A 20548-nucleotide genomic window follows, 5' to 3' on the forward strand; every position below is an offset into this window, starting at 1 on the left:
GACAGTTGCCGGGGACGGCCGGGACGGCGGCGATGCGGTACCAGGTGATCGTCTACGAACACGTACAGTGCAGTCAGAAGGGTGTCGATGTCGGCAGTCACGAGCAGACAACGACACCCTTCCCTGTATCGATACGCCAAGTCCCCCACCAGGCCAGATTTAGGACTCAATCATCTAGAGCCGACGGACCCACTTCGGGTTGGCCCGGGCCCAGGTTTCCAGGTCCGCGCTCTGGATCGAGGCGAAGAGGCCGTTCGCGGGCTCGTCCATCAGCACGTACGACACCTCGTCGATCGTCTCGGCGTGTGCCGGCAGCTGGATCCCGTGCAGGGCGTCGGCGCGCATCCGGCGCATCCCGAAGATCAGGTCCTCCAGCGGTACGCCGTTGGTGTCGACGGTGAACGAGGAGCCGATGGCCCGGATCACCTGGTCGAGCCGGAGCGGGTTGCGCAGCATGTCGGTGGCGGTGGTTTTGTCCATCATCGCCCGGAGCAGTTGCTGCTGGTGGTGTTGCCGGTCGAAGTCGCCGTTCGGCAGGCCGTAGCGCTGGCGGGCGAAGTCGAGGGCCTGGGCTCCGGTCATCTCGTGGCAGCCCGGGGTGAAGACCGCCTGGGTGTGGATCGACCGGACCTCGGTGTCGACGCACATCCGTACGCCGCCGAGCAGGTCGATGGCGCGTTGGAAGCCGGCGAAGTTGACCAGGGCCGCGCCGTCGAACCGCAGACCGGTGAGCTGGGTCAGCGTCGCCGAGAGCAACTGGGTGCCGCCCTGGCCGCCGCCGCCGTACTGGAAGGCGGCATTGATCTTGTCGGCTCCGCCGGGCCAGCCGGTCGCCGGTGCCGGGGGGATCTCGACGAGCAGGTCCCGGGGTACGGAGATCAGGTACGCCTGGTCCAGCCCGGCCGGCAGGTGGGCGATCATGATCGTGTCGGACCGCTGGTCGGTGCCCGGGGCCGCGTTGACCCGCTCGTCGGAGCCGACCAGCAGGTAGTTGAGCGGGCCGGTGACGTCGCCCTGCTCCTGACGGGCGGCCGGGTCGAGGAGCAGTTCCTTGACCACGGCGTTGTCGTACCGGTTGGCCAGCATCCGCAGACCGATTCCACCGACGCCGGAGAGCACCACCAGGACCACTCCGATTCCGAGGGCCAGCTTGGCCCAGGCCGGCGCCCTGTGGCGCGTCCGGGCGGGTCCGGCGTCCTCCGTGTCAGGGCCGGAGTCGGGGGCGGACTCGTGTGGCGGCCCCTCGGGTTCGTCCGGAGCCGACCGTCTCGACGTGAACGTGACCCCTCCCCGGACCCGGCTGAGCGAAGCTTCTTCACCTCAGGCTAAGGGCCCGGTTTGGGCGTCCAGTGGCTTTTGCGTTTTTCGGTCGCCGTGGTCAGGGAACCGTCACCCGCCGTTGCCGGCCGGGCTCTTCGTCGGGGTGACGTTCGCCGTCACCCACGCCTCCATGGTGTCCTTCGCCATCGCCTGGTACATGGCGAGCGCCTTCTCCCGGTCCGAGACCACCACCGACTCGCCGTTGATCGTCTGGCTGCCCAGGTGCGGGCTGGTGATGAACTGGAGGTTCTCACCCCGCAGGTTGCGGAACTGGATCGCCATGTCGACCAGGGAGAAACCCTCGTCCACGGTCACCGCCTTGGTCACCGACTTGAGGAACGCGTTCAGCTTGGCCGGGTTGGTGAGCGTGCCGCTGCTGGCCGCCTTGTCCATCAGCGCCCGCAGGAACTCCTGCTGGTGCCGCATCCGGGCGAAGTCGCCGTCGGGGAACTGGTAGCGCTGGCGGACCCAGTCCAGCGCCTCCGCCCCGTTCATGTGGTTGACGCCCTTCTTGAACTTCCGGAACGGCTTGTGGATCGAGGTGATGTCCCGTTCGACCTTCAGGTCGACCCCGCCGAGGGCGTCGGTCACCTCCTTGAAACCGGCGAAGTCGATCGCCATCACGTGGTCGATCCGGACGTCGGTGAAGCACTCCACGGTCCGGACCGCCAGCGGCAGGCCGCCGATCGCGAACGCGGCATTGATCTTGTGGCGCTGGCCGCTGTCGCACGCCGCCCCGGCGTTCTCCGGAACCGGCACGTAGAGGTCGCGCGGGATCGAGACCAGGTACGCCTTGTCGTGGCTGGCCGGGATGTGCATCACGATGATCGTGTCGGCCCGCCACTTGCTGGCCTGGTCGACCGGGGCGTCCGGATCCCGCGAGTCGCTGCCGACCATCAGGATGTTCAGCGCGCCGCTGACCGACGTGGGCCGGCCACCGGCCAGTTCGGCGAACGGGTCGGTCCGCTTCAGGTCGTTGTCGAGCCCCTTGACGTACACCCAGAGGCCGCCGCCGGCGAGCAGCCCGAGCACCAGCACGGCGACGCTCGCCACCAGGGCGATCCGCCCCCACCGGGGCCGGGGACCGCGCCGGCCGGGAACGCCGGGGCCACCGGGCAGGCCCGGCCCACCGGGACCACCCGGTCCACCGGGACCACCCGGTCCACCGGGACCGGACGGACCTCCGTACCCGGAACGGGGCTGGCCCGGCACGCCGACCTGGGCACGTCCGGAGATCCGGCTCGGGCCGGCCGGGCCGGGCGCCGGCACCGCGCCGCCGCCGGCACCGCCGGGGTTCATCCGGTGGCCGTGGACAGGTCCGTTCGGGGGATGGCTCTCGAACATGACCTCAGGGTACGTAGCGGAGCCAAGAAACCGCTGAGTGCCACGTGCGACCTGGCACGAACCTGGTACTCTGCCCCGCCCGCGACCGCCCCGACCAGCTGCCGTGTCGGCTAGCTCAGCCGCTGGCTGCTGTGTCGGCTAGCTCAGCCGCTGGCTGCTGTGTTGGCTAGCTCAGCCGCTGGCTGAAGTGTTCGATCGTGCGGCGTAGCCCCTCCTGGGGCGAGATCGTCGGCTGGTAGCCGAGCCGCTCCCGGGCGAGGGTCAGATCCGGCCGCCGCATCTCCGGGTCGTCGGCGGTCCGGGTGACGTAGGTGATGTTCGACTCACTCCCGGTCAGCGTCACGATCGTCTCGGCGAGCTCCCGCATGGTGACCTCGTGCTCGGTGCCGCAGTTGATCGGGCCGGTCTCGGTCGAGTCGAGCAGCAGCAGGATGCCTCGGACCAGGTCGTCGACGTAGCAGATCGACCGGGTCTGGGCGCCTGTGCCGTGCACGGTCAGCGGCTCGCCACGTAGCGCCTGGGTGATGAAGGTGGGGATCGCCCGGCCGTCGTCCGGCCGCATCCGTGGGCCGTACGTGTTGAAGATCCGGACGATGCCGACCTCGAGCCCGTGGTAGCGGTGGTACGCCATCGTGCTGGCCTCGGCGAAGCGCTTGGCCTCGTCGTACACGCTGCGGACGCCGATCGGGTTGACGTTGCCCCAGTACGTCTCGACCTGCGGGTGCACCTGCGGGTCGCCGTACGCCTCGGAGGTGGAGGCGAGGATGAACCGGGCCCGGTCGGTGACCGCCCGGTCGAGCAGGTGCAGGGTGGCGAGCGAGCCGACCCGGAGGATCTCGATCGGGATGGTGGCGAAGTCGGTGGGGCTGGCCGGCGAGGCGAGGTGCATGATCGCGTCGAACCGCTCGGCGATCGCCGGGTGGTGGCTCGGCAGTCCGTCCGAGACGTCGGCCTCGACCAGGGTGAACCGTGGGTGGTCCGCCAGGTGGGCGACGTTCTCCTTGGAGCCGGTGATGAAGTTGTCCACCGCGACCACCGTGCAGCCCCGCGCGATCAGCGCGTCAACCAGGTGAGAGGGGACAAATCCGGCACCACCGGTGACGAGGATGCGGTGTTCTGCTCCGAAGCGCTGGGCTACCACCATAGTGCCAGCCTACCCAGGATGCTGATCTCGGGCATGGTGAGGGAGTGTCGGATCCGCCCCGGCCGGTACGACGGGTCCGCCCTCGGGCCATACAACGGCACGGGTGGTGCCGGGTAACCGACGTTACCCGGCACCACCCGTTACTTCGCGGTGACTCGCGGTGGAGTCGACGCGGGTCAGTGCGCTCCCGAGCCGGTGAGCGCCCGGACCTCGAGTTCGGCGTACTTGTCGGCGTCCGTCTCCTTGGAGACCAGGGTGCCGATCCAGCCGCAGAGGAAACCGACCGGGATCGAGATGAGGCCCGGGTTGGACAGCGGGAACCACTGCCAGTCCTGGTCCGGGAACATCGAGGTGGCCGCCCCGGAGACCACCGGGGAGAAGAAGACCAACCCGACCGCGCTGATCAGACCGCCGTAGATCGCCCAGACCGCGCCGGAGGTGTTGAACCGCTTCCAGAACAGGCTGTAGAGGATCGCCGGCAGGTTTCCGGACGCCGCCACCGCGAAGGCCAGGGCCACCAGGAACGCGACGTTCAGGTTCTGCGCGAAGATCGACAGCACGATCGAGATCGCGCCGATCACCAGGGCCGAGATCCGGGCGACGTTGACCTCCTGCCGCTCCGACACCTGCCCGCCCTTGACCACGTTGGCGTAGAAGTCGTGGGCGAGGCTGGACGACGAGGCCAGGGTCAGTCCGGCGACCACGGCGAGAATGGTCGCGAAGGCGACCGCCGCGATGATCGCGAGCATCGCCGCGCCACCGACGTCACCACCGAGGAAGTCGACGCCGAGCGCCTCGGCGAGCTGAGGCGCCGCCGTGTTGCCGGCCGGATCCTGGGCGGTGATCGCCTCCCGGCCCACCAGTGCCGCCGCGCCGAAGCCCAGGGCCAGGGTGAACAGGTAGAAGGTGCCGATGATGCCGATCGCCCAGAGCACGCTCTTCCGGGCCGCCTTCGCGGTCGGCACGGTGTAGAAGCGGATCAGGATGTGCGGCAGACCGGCGGTGCCGAGGACCAGCGCGATGCCGAGCGAGAGCAGGTCCATCTTGTTGTAGAAGGTCTGTGCCGAGTTGCCGGCGACCTCCACGCCGTACCGCAGCCCCGGTTCGAGGAACGCGGTGCCCTTGCCCGAGGCGTTCGCGGCGTCGCCGAGCAGGGCGGAGAGGTTGAACTTGTAGTGGGCCAGCACCAGGATCGTCATCACCAGCGCACCGCTCATCAGCAGGAACGCCTTGACGATCTGGACGTAGGTGGTGCCCTTCATGCCGCCCACCGTGACGTAGACGATCATGAGGGCGCCGACCATGATGATCGTCGCGATCTTCGCGGCGTCCGCGTCCATGCCGAGGAACGTCGTACCCGGCCGGATGCCGAGCAGGAGCGCGACCAGGGCACCCGCACCCACCATCTGGGCCAGCAGGTAGAAGATCGAAACGGTGATCGTGGAGACCGCCGCCGCCGTCCGGACCGGCTTCTGCCGCATCCGGAACGCCAGCACGTCGGCCATCGTGTAGCGGCCCGAGTTGCGGAGCAGCTCGGCGACCAACAGCAGCGCCACCAGCCAGGCGACCAGGAAGCCGATCGAGTAGAGGAAGCCGTCGTAGCCGTACAGCGCGATGATGCCGGCGATGCCGAGGAACGACGCCGCCGACATGTAGTCGCCGCCGATCGCCATCCCGTTCTGGAAACCGGAGAACGAGCGACCACCGGCGTAGTAGTCGGTCGCCGTCTTCGTCTGCCGGCTGGCCCAGACGGTGATCCCCAGGGTCACCGCGACGAAGACCAGGAAGAGCGTGATGGTGAGGGTCCGGGCGGTGCTGTTGCCCGCCTCGGCCGCGAGCAGGATCTCCTTCACTTGGCCACCTCGCCGTCCGTGCTCTCGGCGCTGCTCTCCGCCGACGACTCGCCCGCCAGGCCCTCCCGGATCCGGTCGGCGACCGGGTCCAGCTTCCGGCCCGCGTACCGGGCGTAGAGCCAGGCGATGAGGAAGGTGGAGACGAACTGCAGCAGCCCGAAGACGAGCGCGACGTTGATGTTGCCGATCAGCTTGGTGCCCATGAAGCCGCGGGCGTACGCGGAGAGGATGACGTACAGGGCGTACCAGACGAAGAACGCCGCGGTCATCGGGAAGACGAAGCCGCGCAGCGCCTTGCGTAGCCCGGCGAACTCATCCGACTGTTGTATCGCGACGTACCGGTCTGGCGGGGCGCTGGCCGGCGCGGGCGTATCCGTGGACATGCAGGTCTCACCACCTTCAACGGGGGATCCGGAGTTTCGGGCACGGTATGGAGCGACCCGGAGATCGGAAAGCGGTGATCCGGAGCCTGGTCGGCGGCTGCGCCGAACGGGCCGATCGCTGCGCCGAGTGACGCCGGTCACGCCGCTCGGCGACGAGGGCGGAAGGGGCGGCCCCGGTGGTGGGTCAGCCGCCCAGTTCCCGGTAGCGGCCCCGGTGGTGCAGCAGCGGCAGGGCGTCGCGGGTCAGCTCGACGGTCTCGATGGTCGCCTCGACGAGCAGCGACCAGCCGTACGCCCGGAAGCCGTCGAGCCGGCAGCCGGCCCAGCCACCCGAGTCGACCGGCACCGGCCCGTACGGCGTACCGGTCCACCCGCCGATGGCGAAGAGGCCACCCGGCGCCGGGGAGAGCCCGGCGAACCGGTCGGCGAGCTGCCGGTGTGCCGGCCCGAGCAGGGTGACCGCGAACCGGCCGCTCGCCGACGCCGCCTCCCACAACTCCGACTCCTCGTCGACGAGCCCGAGCAGCCGGCCCGGTTCCCCGTCGGCGACCAGGGTCGAGGAGACGGTCAGCCCGGCCGGTGAGGCCGGAGGTGACGCCGACGCCTCGGCGTACGCGGTCCAGAGGGTGACCGGCGCGGCGAGCCGGCCCCGCAGGCGGCGGACCGGCGACCGCTGCTCTTCCGGAGTGGCGAACGGGTCGGTGTGGTGGATCTGCCCGCCCGGCGGCTCTGCTCGGCGCACGCTGCCCATTGTGCCGCCCGGGCCGGTCCGGCACGCCACCGGTTCGGCACGCCACCGGTTCGGCACGCCACCGGTTCGGCGGGCCGCCGGTTCGGATGATGCGGGCCCGGCACGCCGTCGTGCCGGCTTGACGTCGGCTATTCGCTCAGTGAATAGTGGCCCCCATGTCCACCCCGCACGTCCTGCTCGGGCTGCTCGCGACCGGGCCGAAACACGGCTACGACCTCAAACGCGACTACGACCTGCGGCTGCCCAAGGCCAAACCCCTGCCGTACGGGCAGGTCTACGCCACCCTCGGCCGGCTGGAACGCGACGGCCTGGTGGCCCGGGCCGGCCAGGAGCGCGAGGCCGGGCCCGACCGGACGCCGTACGCGGTCACCCCGCCCGGCGAGGCCGCCCTGGACAGCTGGCTCGGCGCGGTCGAACCCCCACTGCCGCACCTGAACAGCGTGCTGCTGGCCAAGGTGATCATCACGCTGCTGGTCGCCGACCTCAGCCGCGCCCGCGACTACCTCAGCCGGCAGCGGCAGGCGCACACCGACCGAGTCCGGGAACTCACCGCCGTCAAGACCGACCCGACCGCGTCGGTCGCCGACGTGATCGCCGCCGACTACGGCATCAACCACCTCGACGCCGACCTGCGGTGGCTGCGTACCACCCTGGACCGGGTCGCCGACCTGCACCGGGAGGTGACGGCCCGATGAGCTTCCTGGGCACCCGGGCGGCGGTGAGGTCGTACGGCCCGACCCCCGCCCTGCGCGGCGTCACCGTCGACGTCGCCGAGGGCGAGATCCTCGCCGTGACCGGACCGTCCGGCTGCGGCAAGTCCACCCTGCTGCACTGCCTGGCCGGGATCATGCGGGTCGACGCCGGCGAGGTGTTCTACCGCGGCCGGCGGATCGACACCAGTTCCGAGGGGGAACGCGCCCGACTGCGGCGGACCGAGTTCGGGGTGCTGTTCCAGTTCGGTCAACTCGTCGCCGAGTTGACCGCCGCCGAGAACGTGGCGCTGCCGTTGCTGCTCGCCGGCGCCCGGCGCCGGGAGGCCCGGACCGCGGCACTCGCCTGGCTGGACCGGCTCGGCGTCGCCGACCTCGCCGACCAGCATCCCGGCGAGATGTCCGGCGGCCAGCAGCAGCGCTGTGCGCTGGCCCGGGCCCTGGTCACCGAACCCCGGGTGCTCTTCGCCGACGAACCGACCGGGGCGCTCGACACCCTTGCCGGAGAGCAGGTCCTCGGCCACCTGGTCCGGCTCGCCCGCGAGCAGCGGACCACCGTCGTACTGGTCACCCACGACGCGCGGGTCGCCGGGTACGCCGACCGCGAGGTGACGCTGCGCGACGGCGTCCTCGACCCGACCGGCCTGGGCATCGCGGCGGTACGACGGTGAGGCCGGGCGCGTTGCTGCTCACCGTTGCGGCGGTACGCCGGTGAGGCCGGGCGTGCTGCTCCGGCTCGCCCTGGCCGGCAGCCGTACCGACACCGTCCGGGTGGTGCTGACCGGGCTCAGCGCCGCACTCGCCACCCTGGCGATCCTCGCCGCGCTGACCGTGCTCGCGATCCCGACCGTCCTCGACGGCGGCAGCAACGTCTCGCCGCAGTACCGCAACCCGCTGATCGCCGAGGCCGGGTTGCGGGTCGGGGTGGCCGCCACGCTCGTCCTGCTGACCATTCCGGTGCTGGTCCTGGCCGGCCAGTGCGCCCGACTCGGGGCACCGGCCCGGGACCGCCGGCTCGCGGCGTACCGGATGGCCGGCGCCGGACCCCGGCAGGCGGTCGCGATCGCCGCCACCGAGGCGGCCCTGGCCAGCGGTCTCGGCGCCCTCGCCGGGCTGGGGCTGCACCTGGTCGGTCGCCAGCTGCTCGGCACGCCCGGAGCGGACGGCAAACTGGCGCTGCCGACCGACGTACTGCCCCCGGTCTGGCAACTCGCCGTCGTGGTGGCCGGAGTTCCGGTACTGGCCGGGCTGATCGCGATGCTGCTGCTGCGCCGGGTCGTGCTGACCCCGTACGGGGTGGTGCGTCGGGTCCGGACCCGGCCGCCACGCCCCTGGGCGGGCCTGCTGATCCTCGGCGGGCTCGGGACGGCCGCCCTGCTCCCACCGCTCGCCCAGTACCTGGACCGCAGTGGCCGCAGCATGCCGTACGAACTGTTCGGGCTCGTCGTGCTGGTGGCGGAGTTGGCGGTCACCCTCGGGGTGATCGTCGGCACCGGCTGGATCTCGCATGTCACCGGGCGGCTGCTGCACCGGTTCGCCCGCCGGCCCGCCGGGCTGCTCGCGGCGCGCCGGCTGACGGCCGACCCGTGGACCGGCAGCCGTACCCTTGCCGCGCTGCTGGCAGCCGTGCTGTTCGGCGCGTTCGCCGCCGGGCTGCGGATCAGGATGAGCACCGAGTTCGCGGCGGAGGCCGAGTACGCGCGACGGTCCGCCGAGGTGTCCGGCCTCCCGTACGAGCCCTGGGACACCACGTTCTACCAGGGGGCGTACGACCTGGTCTACCTCGCGCTCACGATCGCCCTGGTGATCGCCGCCGGTGGGTTGCTGGTCGCGTTGGCCGAGTCGATCGTGAGCCGGCGGCGGGCGATGGCCGCGCTGGTCGCCACCGGGGTCCCCCGTGCCGTCCTGGGCCGGGCGCTGGCCTGGCAGACCCTGACCCCGGCGGTGGCCGGCATCGTGCTGGCCGCCGGTACCGGCATCACCCTGCAGCGCGGCCTCTACGACCGGGAGGTCTCCAGCGGCTGGGGCACGGTGTGCCGCGAAGCCTCGCCGACCGACTGCGTCGAACTGCCGGCGGTGGTACGCACCGTGCCACTGCCCCTCGACGACCTGGCCGGGTTCGTCGGTGTCGCCCTGGCGGTCGTGCTCAGCCTGCTGCTGGTCAACCTGCTCCTGCTGCGGACCAGCACCGCCGTCGAGGAACTCCGCGCCACCTGAGGAACTCCCTGAGGGGTTCCGCCTCACAGCCGGAGGGCCTCCGGGGCGTGCAGGCGGAGCATGGTCGCGGCAACGTCCGACGGGGCCCGGCGGCGGGTCGCCCACGAGGCGGTGACCATCACGGTGAAGGCGAGCGGCACGGTCCAGGCGGCCGGCTGGGCGATCAGCACGGCCGGCCAGCCGGACAGCTCCGGCCCGACCACGGTGAAGAGCACCGCGCCGACCGCCGCCCCACCGCCGACCAGGATCCCCGCCGCCGCCCCGACGTCGGTCAGCCCGCGCCACCAGATGCCGAGCACCAGCAGCGGGCAGAAGCTGGACGCGGCGACCGCGAAGGCCAGCCCGACGACCTGCGAGACGTCCAGGCCGGAGACGTTCAACGCCAGTATCACCGGGACCAGTCCGGCGAAGAGGGTGGCCAGCCGGAAGTCGCGTACCGAACCGTGGCCGAGGACGTCGGTGGAGAGCACCCCGGCCACGCTGGTCAGCAGCCCGGACGAGGTGGAGAGGAAGGCGGCGAACGCCCCGGCGGCGACCAGGGCGGCGAGCAGTTGCCCGGTCAGTCCGCCGCCGAGCGCCGCCTCGGGCAGCAGGACCACCACCGCGTCGGACCGCCCGGTCAGCAGCAGTTGTGGGGTGTAGATCCGGCCGAGCACGCCGTACAGGGTGGGGAAGAGGTAGAAGGCGCCGACCATGGCCAGCACCACCAGGGTGGTCCGGCGGGCGGCGGCGCCGTCCGGGTTGGTGTAGAAGCGGACGAGGACGTGCGGCAGCCCCATCGTGCCGAGGAAGGTCGCCAGGATCAGCGAGTACGTGGCGAAGAGCCCCCGGTCGTCGTCGCCGGCCGTACTCGGCAACAACCAGTCGGGTCCGCTGACCGCGTCCACATTGGAGATTTCCGGCACCGGGTCGCCGGCCGCGAACGAGAGCTGCTCGCCGGGGCGTACCTCCCGGGTGGTGCCGTCGGCGAGGGTGAGGGTCGCCGCCTGCTCGACCGCGACGGTGGTCGCGGCCGGGAAGACCGCGCCGGCCTCCGGCGTCACCGCCGGCCGGCCGTCCGACTGCCACTGCAGGACCAGGAAGATCGCCGGTACGGCGAGCGCGGTGAGCTTCAGCCAGTACTGGAACGCCTGCACGAAGGTGACCGCCCGCATCCCGCCGAGCGCCACGTTCGCGGTCACCACCGCTCCGACCAGCAGGGCGCCCAGTTCGTACGGTCCACCGGCGACCGTGGTCAGGGTCAGGCCCGCCCCCTGCAGCTGCGGCACCAGATAGAGCCAACCGATGAAGACCACGAACGCGGTGGCGAGTTTGCGCAGCCGCCGTGAACCGAGCCGCAGTTCGCAGAAGTCGGGCAGGGTGAACGCGCCCGAGCGGCGCAGCGGCGCGGCGACGAAGAGCAGCAGCGCCAGGTAGCCGGCGGCGAACCCGACCGGGTACCAGAGCACGTCGACGCCGTACTTGAGGACCAGTCCGGCGATGCCGAGGAAGGAGGCGGCGGAGAGGTACTCGCCGCCGATCGCCGCCGCGTTCCAGGTCGGGCTGACCATCCGGGAGGCGACCAGGAAGTCGGAGGTGGTCCGGGCCAGGGTCAGGCCGTAGAAGCCGATCGCGACGGTGACCAGGGTGACCGCGATGATCGCCGGCACCGTGTACGGATTGTCCACGCCTCAGCGCTCCGGCCGCTGGACCACGTCGGTGAAGTCCTGCTCGTTGCGTTCGGCCAGGTGCACGTACGTCCAGCCGACCGCGACCAGGAACGGGAACGCGGCGGCCCCGAGCAGCAGCCAGGGCAGGTTGACCCCGAACAGTTTCGCGGCCCCGGTCGCCGGGGCGGTGGCGAAGAGCAGCGGCAGCCCGCCGAGACCGATCGCGACCACCAGGGACAGTCGCAGCGCGAGCCGGAGCTGCGCCCGGACCAGTCCCCGGACCAGCGCCTCGCCGACCTGGGTCTGCTGGGTCAGCTCGACCCGGGTCGCCTCGGCGCCGGTCCGTCGCCGGGTCACCTCGGCCAGCACCACCCGGGTCCGTCGGGGCGGTGCTGCCGGCGGACCCGGATCCGGGACGGGATCGATCGGGCTGGCCATTCCGGCAGTCTCACCGCCCCGGCCGGGATGTCAAGTGGTGCGGGGCGGATGCCGGACGATCGGCCGGGTCACCCGCACCGTGCGGACGGCAGGGACATCGACGCCCGTACCGAGGGGACCGGATGTTCGACGAGGATCCTTCGGGCCTCGGCGCGGCCGAGGTTGAACTCGTGCCAGTCGTCGGCGAGGTGGCGCCGGTCGTCACCGGACCCGTACCGGTCGGTCCGGTCCACCAGGTCGCCGGCGATCGGGATGAGGGCGCAGCCGCGCAGCGGTTCGGGGAGCTGGTCCAGGGCCGGTACCGCGTCGGCGGAGAGCTGGCCGAGATACCAGACGTCGATCCGTCCGGTTTTGCGCCACAGTTCGACGTTGCGCTCGGCGATCAGCCGGTCGGGGTTGGCGACGGCGAGGCCGAGCAGGGCGACCACCGCCGTACCGATGGCCAGGCGGGGCAGCCAGGCGCCGGCCAGCCGTATCCCGGCCACCGCGACCAGGACGAAGAGCAGTCCGATCCAGAGCTCGCAGGCGGCGACGAGCAGCCGGAGCCGGGTGGCGCCGTAGGCGTCGGCGTAGACGTCCATCCGGTACAGCGCGGAGGCGACGATCACCAGGCTGAGCAGGGTGAGGGCGCCGAGCAGCAGTCGGATCAGCACCCGGTCGGTACGCCCGTTCCGGGGTGCCCACCAGGCGGCGGCGCCGATCACCAGCAGGGTCAGCACCGAGACGGCGAGCAGTTGCCAGAAGCCGCCGCGGGCGTACTCGGCGTAGGTGAGCCCGGCGGTACGCAGGACGTGGTCGTCACCGCCGAACAGGGTGGTGAGCTGTACGGCGACGAAGCCGGCGAAGAGCAGGTCGAGCAGGGCCACCGGCAGCATCCAGTCGAAGCGGCGCAGCCGGGCCCGGTCGGATCCGATCGTGAGGCCGGTCAGATCGGGCGGGGCGGTGAGCACGTACGCCGCACCGAGCAGCCCGGCACCGACCGCCACGAACAGGAAGATCCACCGAAACACCGTGGGTACCGAGAGGTCCGGCAGTACCTGGTCGAGTTGCCGGGCGAAGGCGGCGTCGGCGGAGGAGAGCAGCAGTCCGAAGACGAGCAGCAGGACTGCCGAGACGACAACCGTGCCGACGGTACGGCCGATCCGGCCGCCTCCGTCGGGGCGACCCGATCCGTCCAGTCCCCGGGCGGCCCAGGGCAGTGCCCGGATCACCGCCGCCGGTGGGATCAGCCCGGAGAACAGCAGGCCGCGTACCGATCGTCCGTCGGCCACGGTCAGGGTCGCGGTCACGCCGGCGGTCAGGAGACAGAGGACGAAGAGCCAGCCGGCGGCCCGGATCGTACCGACCCCGAGCAGGGCCAGGGTGGCGAGCGCCCAGAGTGGTCGGGCTCCGCCGAGCCGCCGTAGCCGTCCGAGCCTCCGCGTCGCCCCGCCGGCCCGCTCGGGGGTGTCCGGCGCGCCGTCCGCGGCGGCGTCCGTGGGTCGTCCACCGCTCGAGGCGGCGGCGGTGAGCAGTGCTGCCGTGCCGGCGAATCCGGCGACCAGCCAGCCGAGTCCGGTCCGGGTCAACGGGATGCTCAGCGCGGCGACCCCCGCCGCACCGGCGAGGGTGCCGAGGACCCCGGGGGTCGCGGCGGCTGCCGGGCCGGGCCAGCGCCGACGGAGTACGGACGGCGGTCGTACCGCCGCAACGGCGGGTCCGGCCAGGGCGGGGACGGGTGCCCCGCCCGCCGGCGGCTGCCAAACCCCCGATGGCAGTCGCTGGCCGGGCGGGGCGTTCCCAGCCGGCATCGGCCCCCGTGGTGCCGATGCCGGAGTCGGTGTGGGTGTCGGTTCGTTCGTTGCTGCTGTTGTGTCCGCTGGTGTCGGGGTCGTCGTGGCCGTCGGTGTCGACGCCGGGGCAGCTGCCGGTGTTGAGGCCGCGCCGGTTGTCGGTGCTTCTGTCGGTGTTGACGCCGAGCCGGTTGTCGGTGCGTCTGCCGGCGCCGGTGTGGGTGCGGCGGTCGGGCTCGGATCCGTGGTGCTCATCGTCGCTCCGGGATCGAAAGGGAATGGGCCAGGTCGGTCGCGGCGCTCAGGGGCAGACTCACCTGGATCCGGCAGCCGGTCGGTCCGGCCGAAGCCGGTCGGTGGGAGGCGAGAGGCGGCGGGTCGGTCACCGCGATCGTGCCGCCGTGCAGTTCCACGACCCAGTGCGCGATGGCCAGCCCCAGCCCGGTGCCACCGTCGCTGGGCCGCTCACCCCGGGTGAAGCGTTCGAACACCTCCCGACGGAGCCGGGTCGGTATGCCCTCGCCCTGGTCGACGACCTCGAACCGCAGTTGGTTGCCGACCCGTCCGGCGGTGACCAGTACGGTGCCACCGGGCGGACTGTGCCGGGCGGCGTTGTCCAGCAGGTTGGCGAAGACCTGGTGCAGCCGTCGGGGGTCGGCCTCGACGCGCAGCTCCGCCGACTCGGGGCGTACCTCGAACCGGACGTCGCGCCCGGCGCCGACCGCGTTGACGCTGGCCTGCTGGACCACGTCGTCCAGGAACTCCGCGACGTCGAGATCCTCGCGGCGCAGCGGCAGCACCCCGGCGTCCAATCTGGACAGATCGAGCAGGTCGGCGACCAGGTGGCCGAGGCGCTCGGTCTGGGCCAGCGCGACCCGCAGGGTGGGCAGGTCCGGCTCCGCGACACCGTCGACGATGTTCTCCAGCACGCCCTGCAGCGCGGTGATCGGGGTACGCAGCTCGTGCGAGACGTTGGCGATGAGTTCCCGGCGCCGCCGGTCGGCCTCGGCCAGGTCGCCGGCCATCTGGTTGAACGCCACCGCCAGTTCGCCGACCTCGTCGCGGGAGGTGGCCCGGACCCGTCGGGTGTAGTCACCCCTGGCCATCGCCCGGGCCGCCGCGGTCATCTCGCGCAGTGGGGAGGTGAGACCGTGGGCGAGGACCTGCGAGGTGAGCAGGGCGAGCCCGATCGCCGTGAAGGTGGTCTTCAGTGGCAGCCAGCCGATGCCGATCCGGAACACCGTGATGCCGACGGCTCCCGAGCCGACCAGCAGGATGCCGAGTTTGAGTTTGATCGACCGGATCGGGTCCAGTGGCCGGGGCAGTACGTCCATCGCCCGGTCGAACGTGGCCAGCAGGCTTTTCACGCGGGGACCTCCAGTGCGTAGCCGACCCCGTGCACGGTCCGGATCAGGTCGGGGCCGAGCTTGCGGCGCAACGCCTTGACGTGGCTGTCGACGGTCCGGGTGCCGGAGCCGTCGGCCCAGCCCCAGACGTCGGCGAGCAGCCGCTCCCGGGGCAGTACGGCGCGGGGCCGGCCGGCGAGGTGGACGAGCAGGTCGAACTCGGTCGGGGTCAGGTGTGCCTCGACACCGTTGCGCCGGACCCGGCGTTCCGCCTGGTTGATCTCCAGGTCGCCGATCCGCAGGATCTCCGGGCGCTGGCTCGCGGCGCTCGCCGCCCGGTCGACCCGGCGCAGCAGCGCGTGCACCCGGGCGGCCAGCTCGCGCAACGAGAACGGCTTCGTCAGGTAGTCGTCGGCGCCGACCGCGAGCCCGACCAGCAGGTCGGTCTCGTCGTCGCGGGCGGTCAGCATCAGGACCGGCACCGGCCGGTCGGCCTGGATCCGACGGCAGACCTCCAGCCCGTCGAAGCCGGGCAGCATGACGTCGAGGACGACCAGTTCGGGTCGGTGGTGGCGGAAGGCCTCGACCGCGCCCGGTCCGTCCCGGGCGATCTCCACCACGAAACCCTCGGCCCGGAGTCGGGCCGCGACCGATTCGGCGATGGTCTTCTCGTCCTCGACGACCAGGATACGGCGTTCGTGCATGACGCCGACTGTAGGGACGGGGCGTGGTCGATCGGGGCTGGCGTCGTGAAGATCCTGTGGAGAACCCCGGCTCCGCGGGCCGGGGTCAGCCGGCGGCCGGATTCAGTGGCCGGCCGGGCCGAGGTCTGGCGGTTCGAGGTCTGGCGATTCGAGGTCTGGCGATTCGAGGTCGGTCGGGCCGAGCAGGCTGACCAGCCGCAGTCGGGTGGTCACCTCCGGTGGGCAGTCGGCGACGATCGCGCTGGTGCCGACCACGGTGCCGCCCCGGGCGGCGACCAGGTCGTGCAGGGCGCGCAGTTGGGCGCCGCTGGCCACCCAGTCGTCGACCACCAGGGCCCGGTCGCCGGGGCCGAGGTGCCGTTCGCGTACGCCGAGGGCGAGCCGGCGCCCCCGGTAGTCGCTGCCGGTCCAGGCCCAGGTGGTCGGTTCGGCGATCCGCCGCTGGCCGGTGTGCTTGTACGCGGGCAGGAAACCGACCCCGAGGGCTGTCGCCACCAGTGGCCCGAGCAGCAGTCCGGTGACCTCGGGGGCGATCACGACGGTGGGCGCGTCGGCGCGGAACGGTTCGGCGAGGGCCGGGCCGAGGGCGCCGAGGATGACCGGGTCCCGCCACCAGCCGGAGATGTCGCTGACCAGGTGGGTGCTGGCCGGTCCGGGGTCGGTCCAGCGGAACGTACCGATGAGGCGTTCGCGCAGCTCGCTCCGCATCCTGGCCATTCTTCCCGGCCAGCTACGGGGGCGCCGGTGGTGGGCCCGTACGACCCAGCGGGGGTCGGATGATCGGCCAAAGGTTTCACCACAAATCAGAACAGATACCCCTGATCACGTTGACTTCCGAAGTGCCGCTCTCGTTACGGTCCGACCCGATCTCAGTCGTCGTACGAGAGGACGGGCCGGTGGCGGGAAAGCATGCCCGAGGACGGTTCTTCAGGTCGCGGACCGGCCTGGTCGCGGCCGGTGCGGTCGCCGTGGCACTGGTCGGTGGCGGTGCTGCCGGGGCGGTGCAGTTGGGGGCCGGACCGGACACCGCAGCCGTGTCGTCCGTGGCGGACCCGGTGACGCCGACCGCCCTGGACACCCCCACCGCGACGCCGGGCACCCCCACCCCGAGCCCGAGCGCGGCCGCGCCGACCCGGTCACCGGAGCACGCCTCCAGGTCGACCACCCGGCCGACGCCGTCCCGCTCGACTCCGACGAAGCGGCCGACCGCGACCAAGAAGCCGTCGTCCACCAAGACCAACAGCGAACAGGTGGTCGGCACCGGGTCCTGCGGGGCGTCGTACTACGACCAGGGGCAGGTCACCGCGAACGGGGAGGCGTTCAACCCGGACGCGCTGACCGCCGCGCACAAGACCCTGCCGTTCAACACCCGGGTACGGGTCACCAACCCGGCGAACGGCAAGTCGGTGGTGGTCCGGATCAACGACCGTGGCCCGTACGTCGACGGCCGGTGCATCGACCTGTCCCGGGCCGCGTTCGCGGCGATCGCCCCACTCGGCCAGGGCGAGGTCGACGTGACCTACCAGATCCTCGGCTGACCCGGATCCGGGGCCCGTGGGCGGGTGGCCGGGTCGGGCCGCCGGACCGGGCGGACGCGGAATGTTCATTCGACCTGCAACCCTTGGCTGACCGCCTGAGGAAGTCCGGCGGAACCGCGAGGGTTGGATGCGCCAGTGGCCAGAACCCGGTCGGACGAGGAGCCAACTTCGTTCAATCGCCCGCGTCGATCAGGCATGCTGTTCCGCGTACCCATGCAACTGATGCCATCGGGCGGTCGCCCGCTGAGCCCTGGTTCCCGCGCCGGTCTCGGCGCGGCCCTCGTGCTGCTCGCGCTCGTCGCGGCGGTGGAGTTGGCCGACAGGCACCAGGAATCGAAGATCAATTTCGTGGCCCTGGCGGTGCTGGCACCCTCGCTGGTCGCCGCGTTCGGGTCCTGGCCGATGGTGCTCGTCATCGGCACGCTGGCCACCGGACTCGCGGCGTCGCTGGCCAGCAGCGGGTACCTCCCCTCGGAGGCGGCGGCGGTGGACGTCGTCGGCATCGTCCTGGCGACCGCGATCGCCGTGCTGTTCGCGGTGCTCCGGCAGCGGCAGGCGGAGCAGATCGTCGAGCTGTCCAAGCTCGCCTCGGTGGCCCAGCAGGCCGTGCTGCGGCCGGTCGGCCCACGGGTCGGCAGTCTGGCGGTGGCCGGCCACTACATCTCGGCCACCGCGAAGGCGGACATCGGCGGTGACCTGTACGAGGCGATCGACACCCCGTACGGGGTACGGGTCCTCATCGGCGACGTACGGGGCAAGGGGCTGGACGCGGTCCGGCTGGCCAGCATCGTGCTCGGGTCGTACCGGCACGTCGCCTACGAGCGGGCGGACCTGCGGGCGATCGTCACCGACCTCGACCGGGCGGTGGCCCGCAACGTCGGTGACGAGGATTTCGTCACGGCGGCGCTGGTCGAGGAGCGGGGCGGCACGTTGACGATCGTGAACTGTGGCCATCCGCCGCCGCTGCTGCTCCGTCGGGGTCAGGTGATCCCGTTGGAGCCGCCGGCGCCGGCGCCGCCCCTGGGTTTCATGCCTGTGGTCCGGCCCCGGGTCGAGCGGCTGGAGCCGGGTGACCGGCTGCTGCTCTTCACCGACGGGCTCGGCGAGGCGCGCCGGGACGGCGAGTTCTTCCCGACCGCGGACCGGGCCTGGCGACTGCTCGGGCACGGCACGGTCGGCGACGGGTTGGCCTCGCTGGAGACCGCGCTGGTGGAATGGGTGCGCGGTCGACTCGACGACGACATCGCCCTGGTCCTGCTGGAGTACCCCGGGCCGCGCCCGGCAACCACCGTGGCCGTACCGAGCTGGGAGGTCGGGGGTTCGGAGGGCTGAGCGGGCCGCCGCCGGGGTGTGGCGGTCATCACTCGGGCGGGTGGGACCGGAGTTTTCTACCCGCGAGTAATATGACTCGAGTTACTGTCGGGTAACACGTGTTCGGAGGCGGGGGCAAATGCCATGACCCACTACAGGAGCAACCTGCGCGACCTCGAGTTCAACCTCTTCGAGGTCTTCGACGCGGACCAGGCGTTCGGCCGGGACCCGTACTCCGAACTGGACGCCGACACCGCCCGCAGCGTGCTCGCCGAGGTCGACCGGCTGGCCCGGACCGAACTCGCGGCCAGCTACGCCGAAAGCGACCGCACCCCGCCGGTCTTCGACCCGGCCACCCACACCGCGCCGCTGCCGGAGGTCTTCAAGCGGTCGTACCGGGCACTGATGGAGTCCGAGTTCTGGCGGATGGACCTCCCCGCCGAGCTGGACGGCACCCAGGCCCCCCGCGCCCTGTGGTGGTCGGCGGCCGAACTGATCCTCGGCGCGAACGCGCCACTGTGGATGTACGCCGGTGGCCCCTCGTTCGCACACACCCTCTACCGCGAGGGCACCGAGCGGCAGAAGAGGTGGGCCAAGCTCTTCGTCGAGAAGCAGTGGGCCTCGACCATGGTGCTCACCGAGCCGGACGCCGGCTCGGACGTCGGCGCCGGACGGACCCGGGCCGTCCCCCAGCCGGACGGCTCCTGGCACATCGAGGGTGTCAAGCGCTTCATCACCAGCGGTGAGCACGACCTGACCGCCAACATCATCCACTACGTGCTGGCCCGGCCGGTCGGCGTCGAGGGTGTCGGCGGTCCGGGCACCAAGGGCCTGTCGCTGTTCGTCGTGCCGAAGTTCCACTTCGATGAGGAGACCGGCGAGCTGGGTGAGCGCAACGGGGTCTACGCCACCAACCTCGAGCACAAGATGGGGTTGAAGGTCTCGAACACCTGCGAGATGACCTTCGGCGAGCACGGCGTGCCGGCCAAGGGCTGGCTGCTCGGCGATGTGCACGACGGCATCCGGCAGATGTTCCTGATCATCGAGTACGCCCGGATGATGGTCGGCACCAAGGCGATCGCCACCCTCTCCACCGGCTACCTGAACGCCCTGGAGTACGCGAAGAACCGGGTGCAGGGTGCCGACCTGCTCCGGTCGACGGACAAGAACGCGCCCCGGGTGACCATCACCCACCACCCCGACGTCCGCCGGTCGCTGATGCTGCAGAAGGCGTACGCCGAGGGGCTGCGTGCCCTGGTCTGTTACACCGCGACCTGGCAGGACTGGATCAACCTGGCCGAGGCGTCCGGTGACGAGTCGGCCGCGAAGCGGGCCAAGGGCGTCAACGACCTGTTGCTGCCGCTGGTCAAGGGTGTCGGCTCGGAACGGGCGTACGAACTGCTCGGTCACGAGTCGCTGCAGACGTTCGGCGGCTCCGGTTTCCTCCAGGACTACCCGCTGGAGCAGTACGTCCGCGATGCGAAAATCGACACCCTGTACGAGGGTACGACCGCGATCCAGAGCCTCGACCTCTTCTTCCGGAAGATCGTCCGGGACGGCGGCAAGAGCCTGCTGACCGTGGCCGGGGAGATCCAGGCCTTTGTGGAGTCGGGGGTGGCCGCCGGGGCGGAGTCCGCCGACAAGGGCGACGGACAGCTCAAGGAGGAGCGGATCGCGCTCGGTCGGGCGCTCGGCGACGTCCAGGCCATGCTCGGCACGATGACCGGTTGGCTCGGCGAGGCGCAGGAGGACCCGCGCACGATCTACAAGGTTGGACTGAGCAGCCGCCGGTTCCTGCTCGCCGTCGGCGACCTGATCGTCGGCTGGCTGCTGCAGCGGCAGGCGGACGTGGCGCTGCGGGCGCTCAGCGGTGAGGTCTCCGAGTCGGACAAGGCGTTCTACACCGGCAAACTGGCCGCCGCCCGGTTCTTCGCCCGTGAGGTGCTGCCCCGGATCGGTGCCGACCGGCGGATCGTGCAGGGCGCCGACCCGGACCTGATGGACCTTCCGGAGGACGTCTTCTGAGCTGCGCCGGGGGCTCTTCACCCGGTGCGACAGCGGCCTGAGG

Annotated in this window: 17 protein-coding genes and 1 pseudogene; 6 read left to right on the plus strand and 12 right to left on the minus strand. The window is 71.6% G+C overall.

Going from position 1 to position 20548, the window contains the following annotated elements; translation table 11 throughout:
* Positions 1-174: 174 nt before the first annotated feature.
* From ABGB05_RS35865 to ABGB05_RS35890, 6 genes and pseudogenes are all read right to left on the minus strand, one after another.
* The gene (locus ABGB05_RS35865; protein ID WP_347658498.1) at positions 175-1122 is read right to left on the minus strand and encodes an LCP family protein; all 948 of its coding nucleotides are present in this window, start codon (positions 1120-1122) and stop codon (positions 175-177) included.
* A 267-nt stretch (positions 1123-1389) separates the two neighbouring features.
* Positions 1390-2664, minus strand: coding sequence for an LCP family protein (locus ABGB05_RS35870; protein WP_347658483.1), 1275 nt, complete (start codon positions 2662-2664; stop codon positions 1390-1392).
* Between the two features lie 166 nt (positions 2665-2830).
* The gene (locus ABGB05_RS35875) at positions 2831-3808 is read right to left on the minus strand and encodes a UDP-glucuronic acid decarboxylase family protein (protein ID WP_347658484.1); all 978 of its coding nucleotides are present in this window, start codon (positions 3806-3808) and stop codon (positions 2831-2833) included.
* A gap of 176 nt (positions 3809-3984) precedes the next feature.
* Entirely contained in the window at positions 3985-5661 is a 1677-nt protein-coding gene (locus ABGB05_RS35880; RefSeq protein ID WP_347658485.1) for a cation acetate symporter, read from the minus strand.
* Positions 5658-6044 (minus strand): DUF485 domain-containing protein, encoded by a 387-nt coding sequence (locus ABGB05_RS35885; protein WP_347658486.1) that lies wholly within the window; start codon positions 6042-6044, stop codon positions 5658-5660. The genes ABGB05_RS35880 and ABGB05_RS35885 overlap by 4 nt, the downstream gene beginning before the upstream one ends.
* 184 nt (positions 6045-6228) lie before the next feature.
* Positions 6229-6768 (minus strand): annotated as a pseudogene (locus tag ABGB05_RS35890) (flavin reductase family protein); the annotation flags it as partial.
* A gap of 182 nt (positions 6769-6950) precedes the next feature.
* Between ABGB05_RS35890 and ABGB05_RS35895 the strand changes: the two are divergent.
* From ABGB05_RS35895 to ABGB05_RS35905, 3 genes are read left to right on the plus strand one after another with little or no spacing between them, the layout of a single operon-like run.
* Positions 6951-7490: a PadR family transcriptional regulator gene (locus ABGB05_RS35895; RefSeq protein ID WP_347658487.1), complete on the plus strand. Its 540-nt coding sequence runs from the start codon at positions 6951-6953 to the stop codon at positions 7488-7490.
* Positions 7487-8176, plus strand: a complete 690-nt coding sequence (locus ABGB05_RS35900) for an ABC transporter ATP-binding protein (RefSeq protein WP_347658488.1) — start codon at positions 7487-7489, stop codon at positions 8174-8176. The genes ABGB05_RS35895 and ABGB05_RS35900 overlap by 4 nt, the downstream gene beginning before the upstream one ends.
* A 40-nt stretch (positions 8177-8216) precedes the next feature.
* Positions 8217-9722 carry an FtsX-like permease family protein gene (locus tag ABGB05_RS35905; protein ID WP_347658489.1) on the plus strand — a complete coding sequence of 502 codons (1506 nt, stop codon included), beginning with the start codon at positions 8217-8219 and terminating at the stop codon, positions 9720-9722.
* Between the two features lie 23 nt (positions 9723-9745).
* Here ABGB05_RS35905 and ABGB05_RS35910 read toward each other — a convergent pair whose 3' ends face one another.
* The 6 genes from ABGB05_RS35910 to ABGB05_RS35935 all read right to left on the minus strand — a co-directional run bounded on the left by ABGB05_RS35910 (position 9746) and on the right by ABGB05_RS35935 (position 16339).
* Positions 9746-11389, minus strand: coding sequence for a cation acetate symporter (locus ABGB05_RS35910; RefSeq protein WP_347658490.1), 1644 nt, complete (start codon positions 11387-11389; stop codon positions 9746-9748).
* A 3-nt stretch (positions 11390-11392) separates the two neighbouring features.
* Positions 11393-11809 (minus strand): hypothetical protein, encoded by a 417-nt coding sequence (locus ABGB05_RS35915; protein ID WP_347658491.1) that lies wholly within the window; start codon positions 11807-11809, stop codon positions 11393-11395.
* Positions 11810-11877: 68 nt separating this feature from the next.
* Complete coding sequence (locus ABGB05_RS35920) at positions 11878-13599, minus strand: DUF4173 domain-containing protein (protein ID WP_347658492.1); 1722 nt, start codon at positions 13597-13599, stop codon at positions 11878-11880.
* Between the two features lie 233 nt (positions 13600-13832).
* Entirely contained in the window at positions 13833-14915 is a 1083-nt protein-coding gene (locus ABGB05_RS35925; protein WP_347658499.1) for a HAMP domain-containing sensor histidine kinase, read from the minus strand.
* 29 nt (positions 14916-14944) lie between these two features.
* The gene (locus ABGB05_RS35930) at positions 14945-15631 is read right to left on the minus strand and encodes a response regulator transcription factor (protein WP_347658493.1); all 687 of its coding nucleotides are present in this window, start codon (positions 15629-15631) and stop codon (positions 14945-14947) included.
* A gap of 102 nt (positions 15632-15733) precedes the next feature.
* A complete protein-coding gene (locus ABGB05_RS35935; RefSeq protein WP_347658494.1) occupies positions 15734-16339 on the minus strand; it encodes a phosphoribosyltransferase in 606 nt (201 codons plus the stop codon).
* A gap of 188 nt (positions 16340-16527) precedes the next feature.
* On the opposite strand from ABGB05_RS35935, the gene ABGB05_RS35940 reads away from it, so the two are divergent.
* From ABGB05_RS35940 to ABGB05_RS35950, 3 genes are all read left to right on the plus strand, one after another.
* Complete coding sequence (locus ABGB05_RS35940; RefSeq protein ID WP_347658495.1) at positions 16528-17169, plus strand: septal ring lytic transglycosylase RlpA family protein; 642 nt, start codon at positions 16528-16530, stop codon at positions 17167-17169.
* 195 nt (positions 17170-17364) lie between these two features.
* Entirely contained in the window at positions 17365-18501 is a 1137-nt protein-coding gene (locus ABGB05_RS35945; protein WP_347658496.1) for a PP2C family protein-serine/threonine phosphatase, read from the plus strand.
* A gap of 123 nt (positions 18502-18624) precedes the next feature.
* Complete coding sequence (locus ABGB05_RS35950; protein WP_347658497.1) at positions 18625-20505, plus strand: acyl-CoA dehydrogenase; 1881 nt, start codon at positions 18625-18627, stop codon at positions 20503-20505.
* Positions 20506-20548 lie beyond the last annotated feature (43 nt).

Origin of the sequence: Plantactinospora sp. B5E13, from assembly GCF_039871775.1 — a bacterium.
In the GTDB taxonomy this organism is placed as follows: Bacteria; Actinomycetota; Actinomycetes; order Mycobacteriales; family Micromonosporaceae; genus Plantactinospora.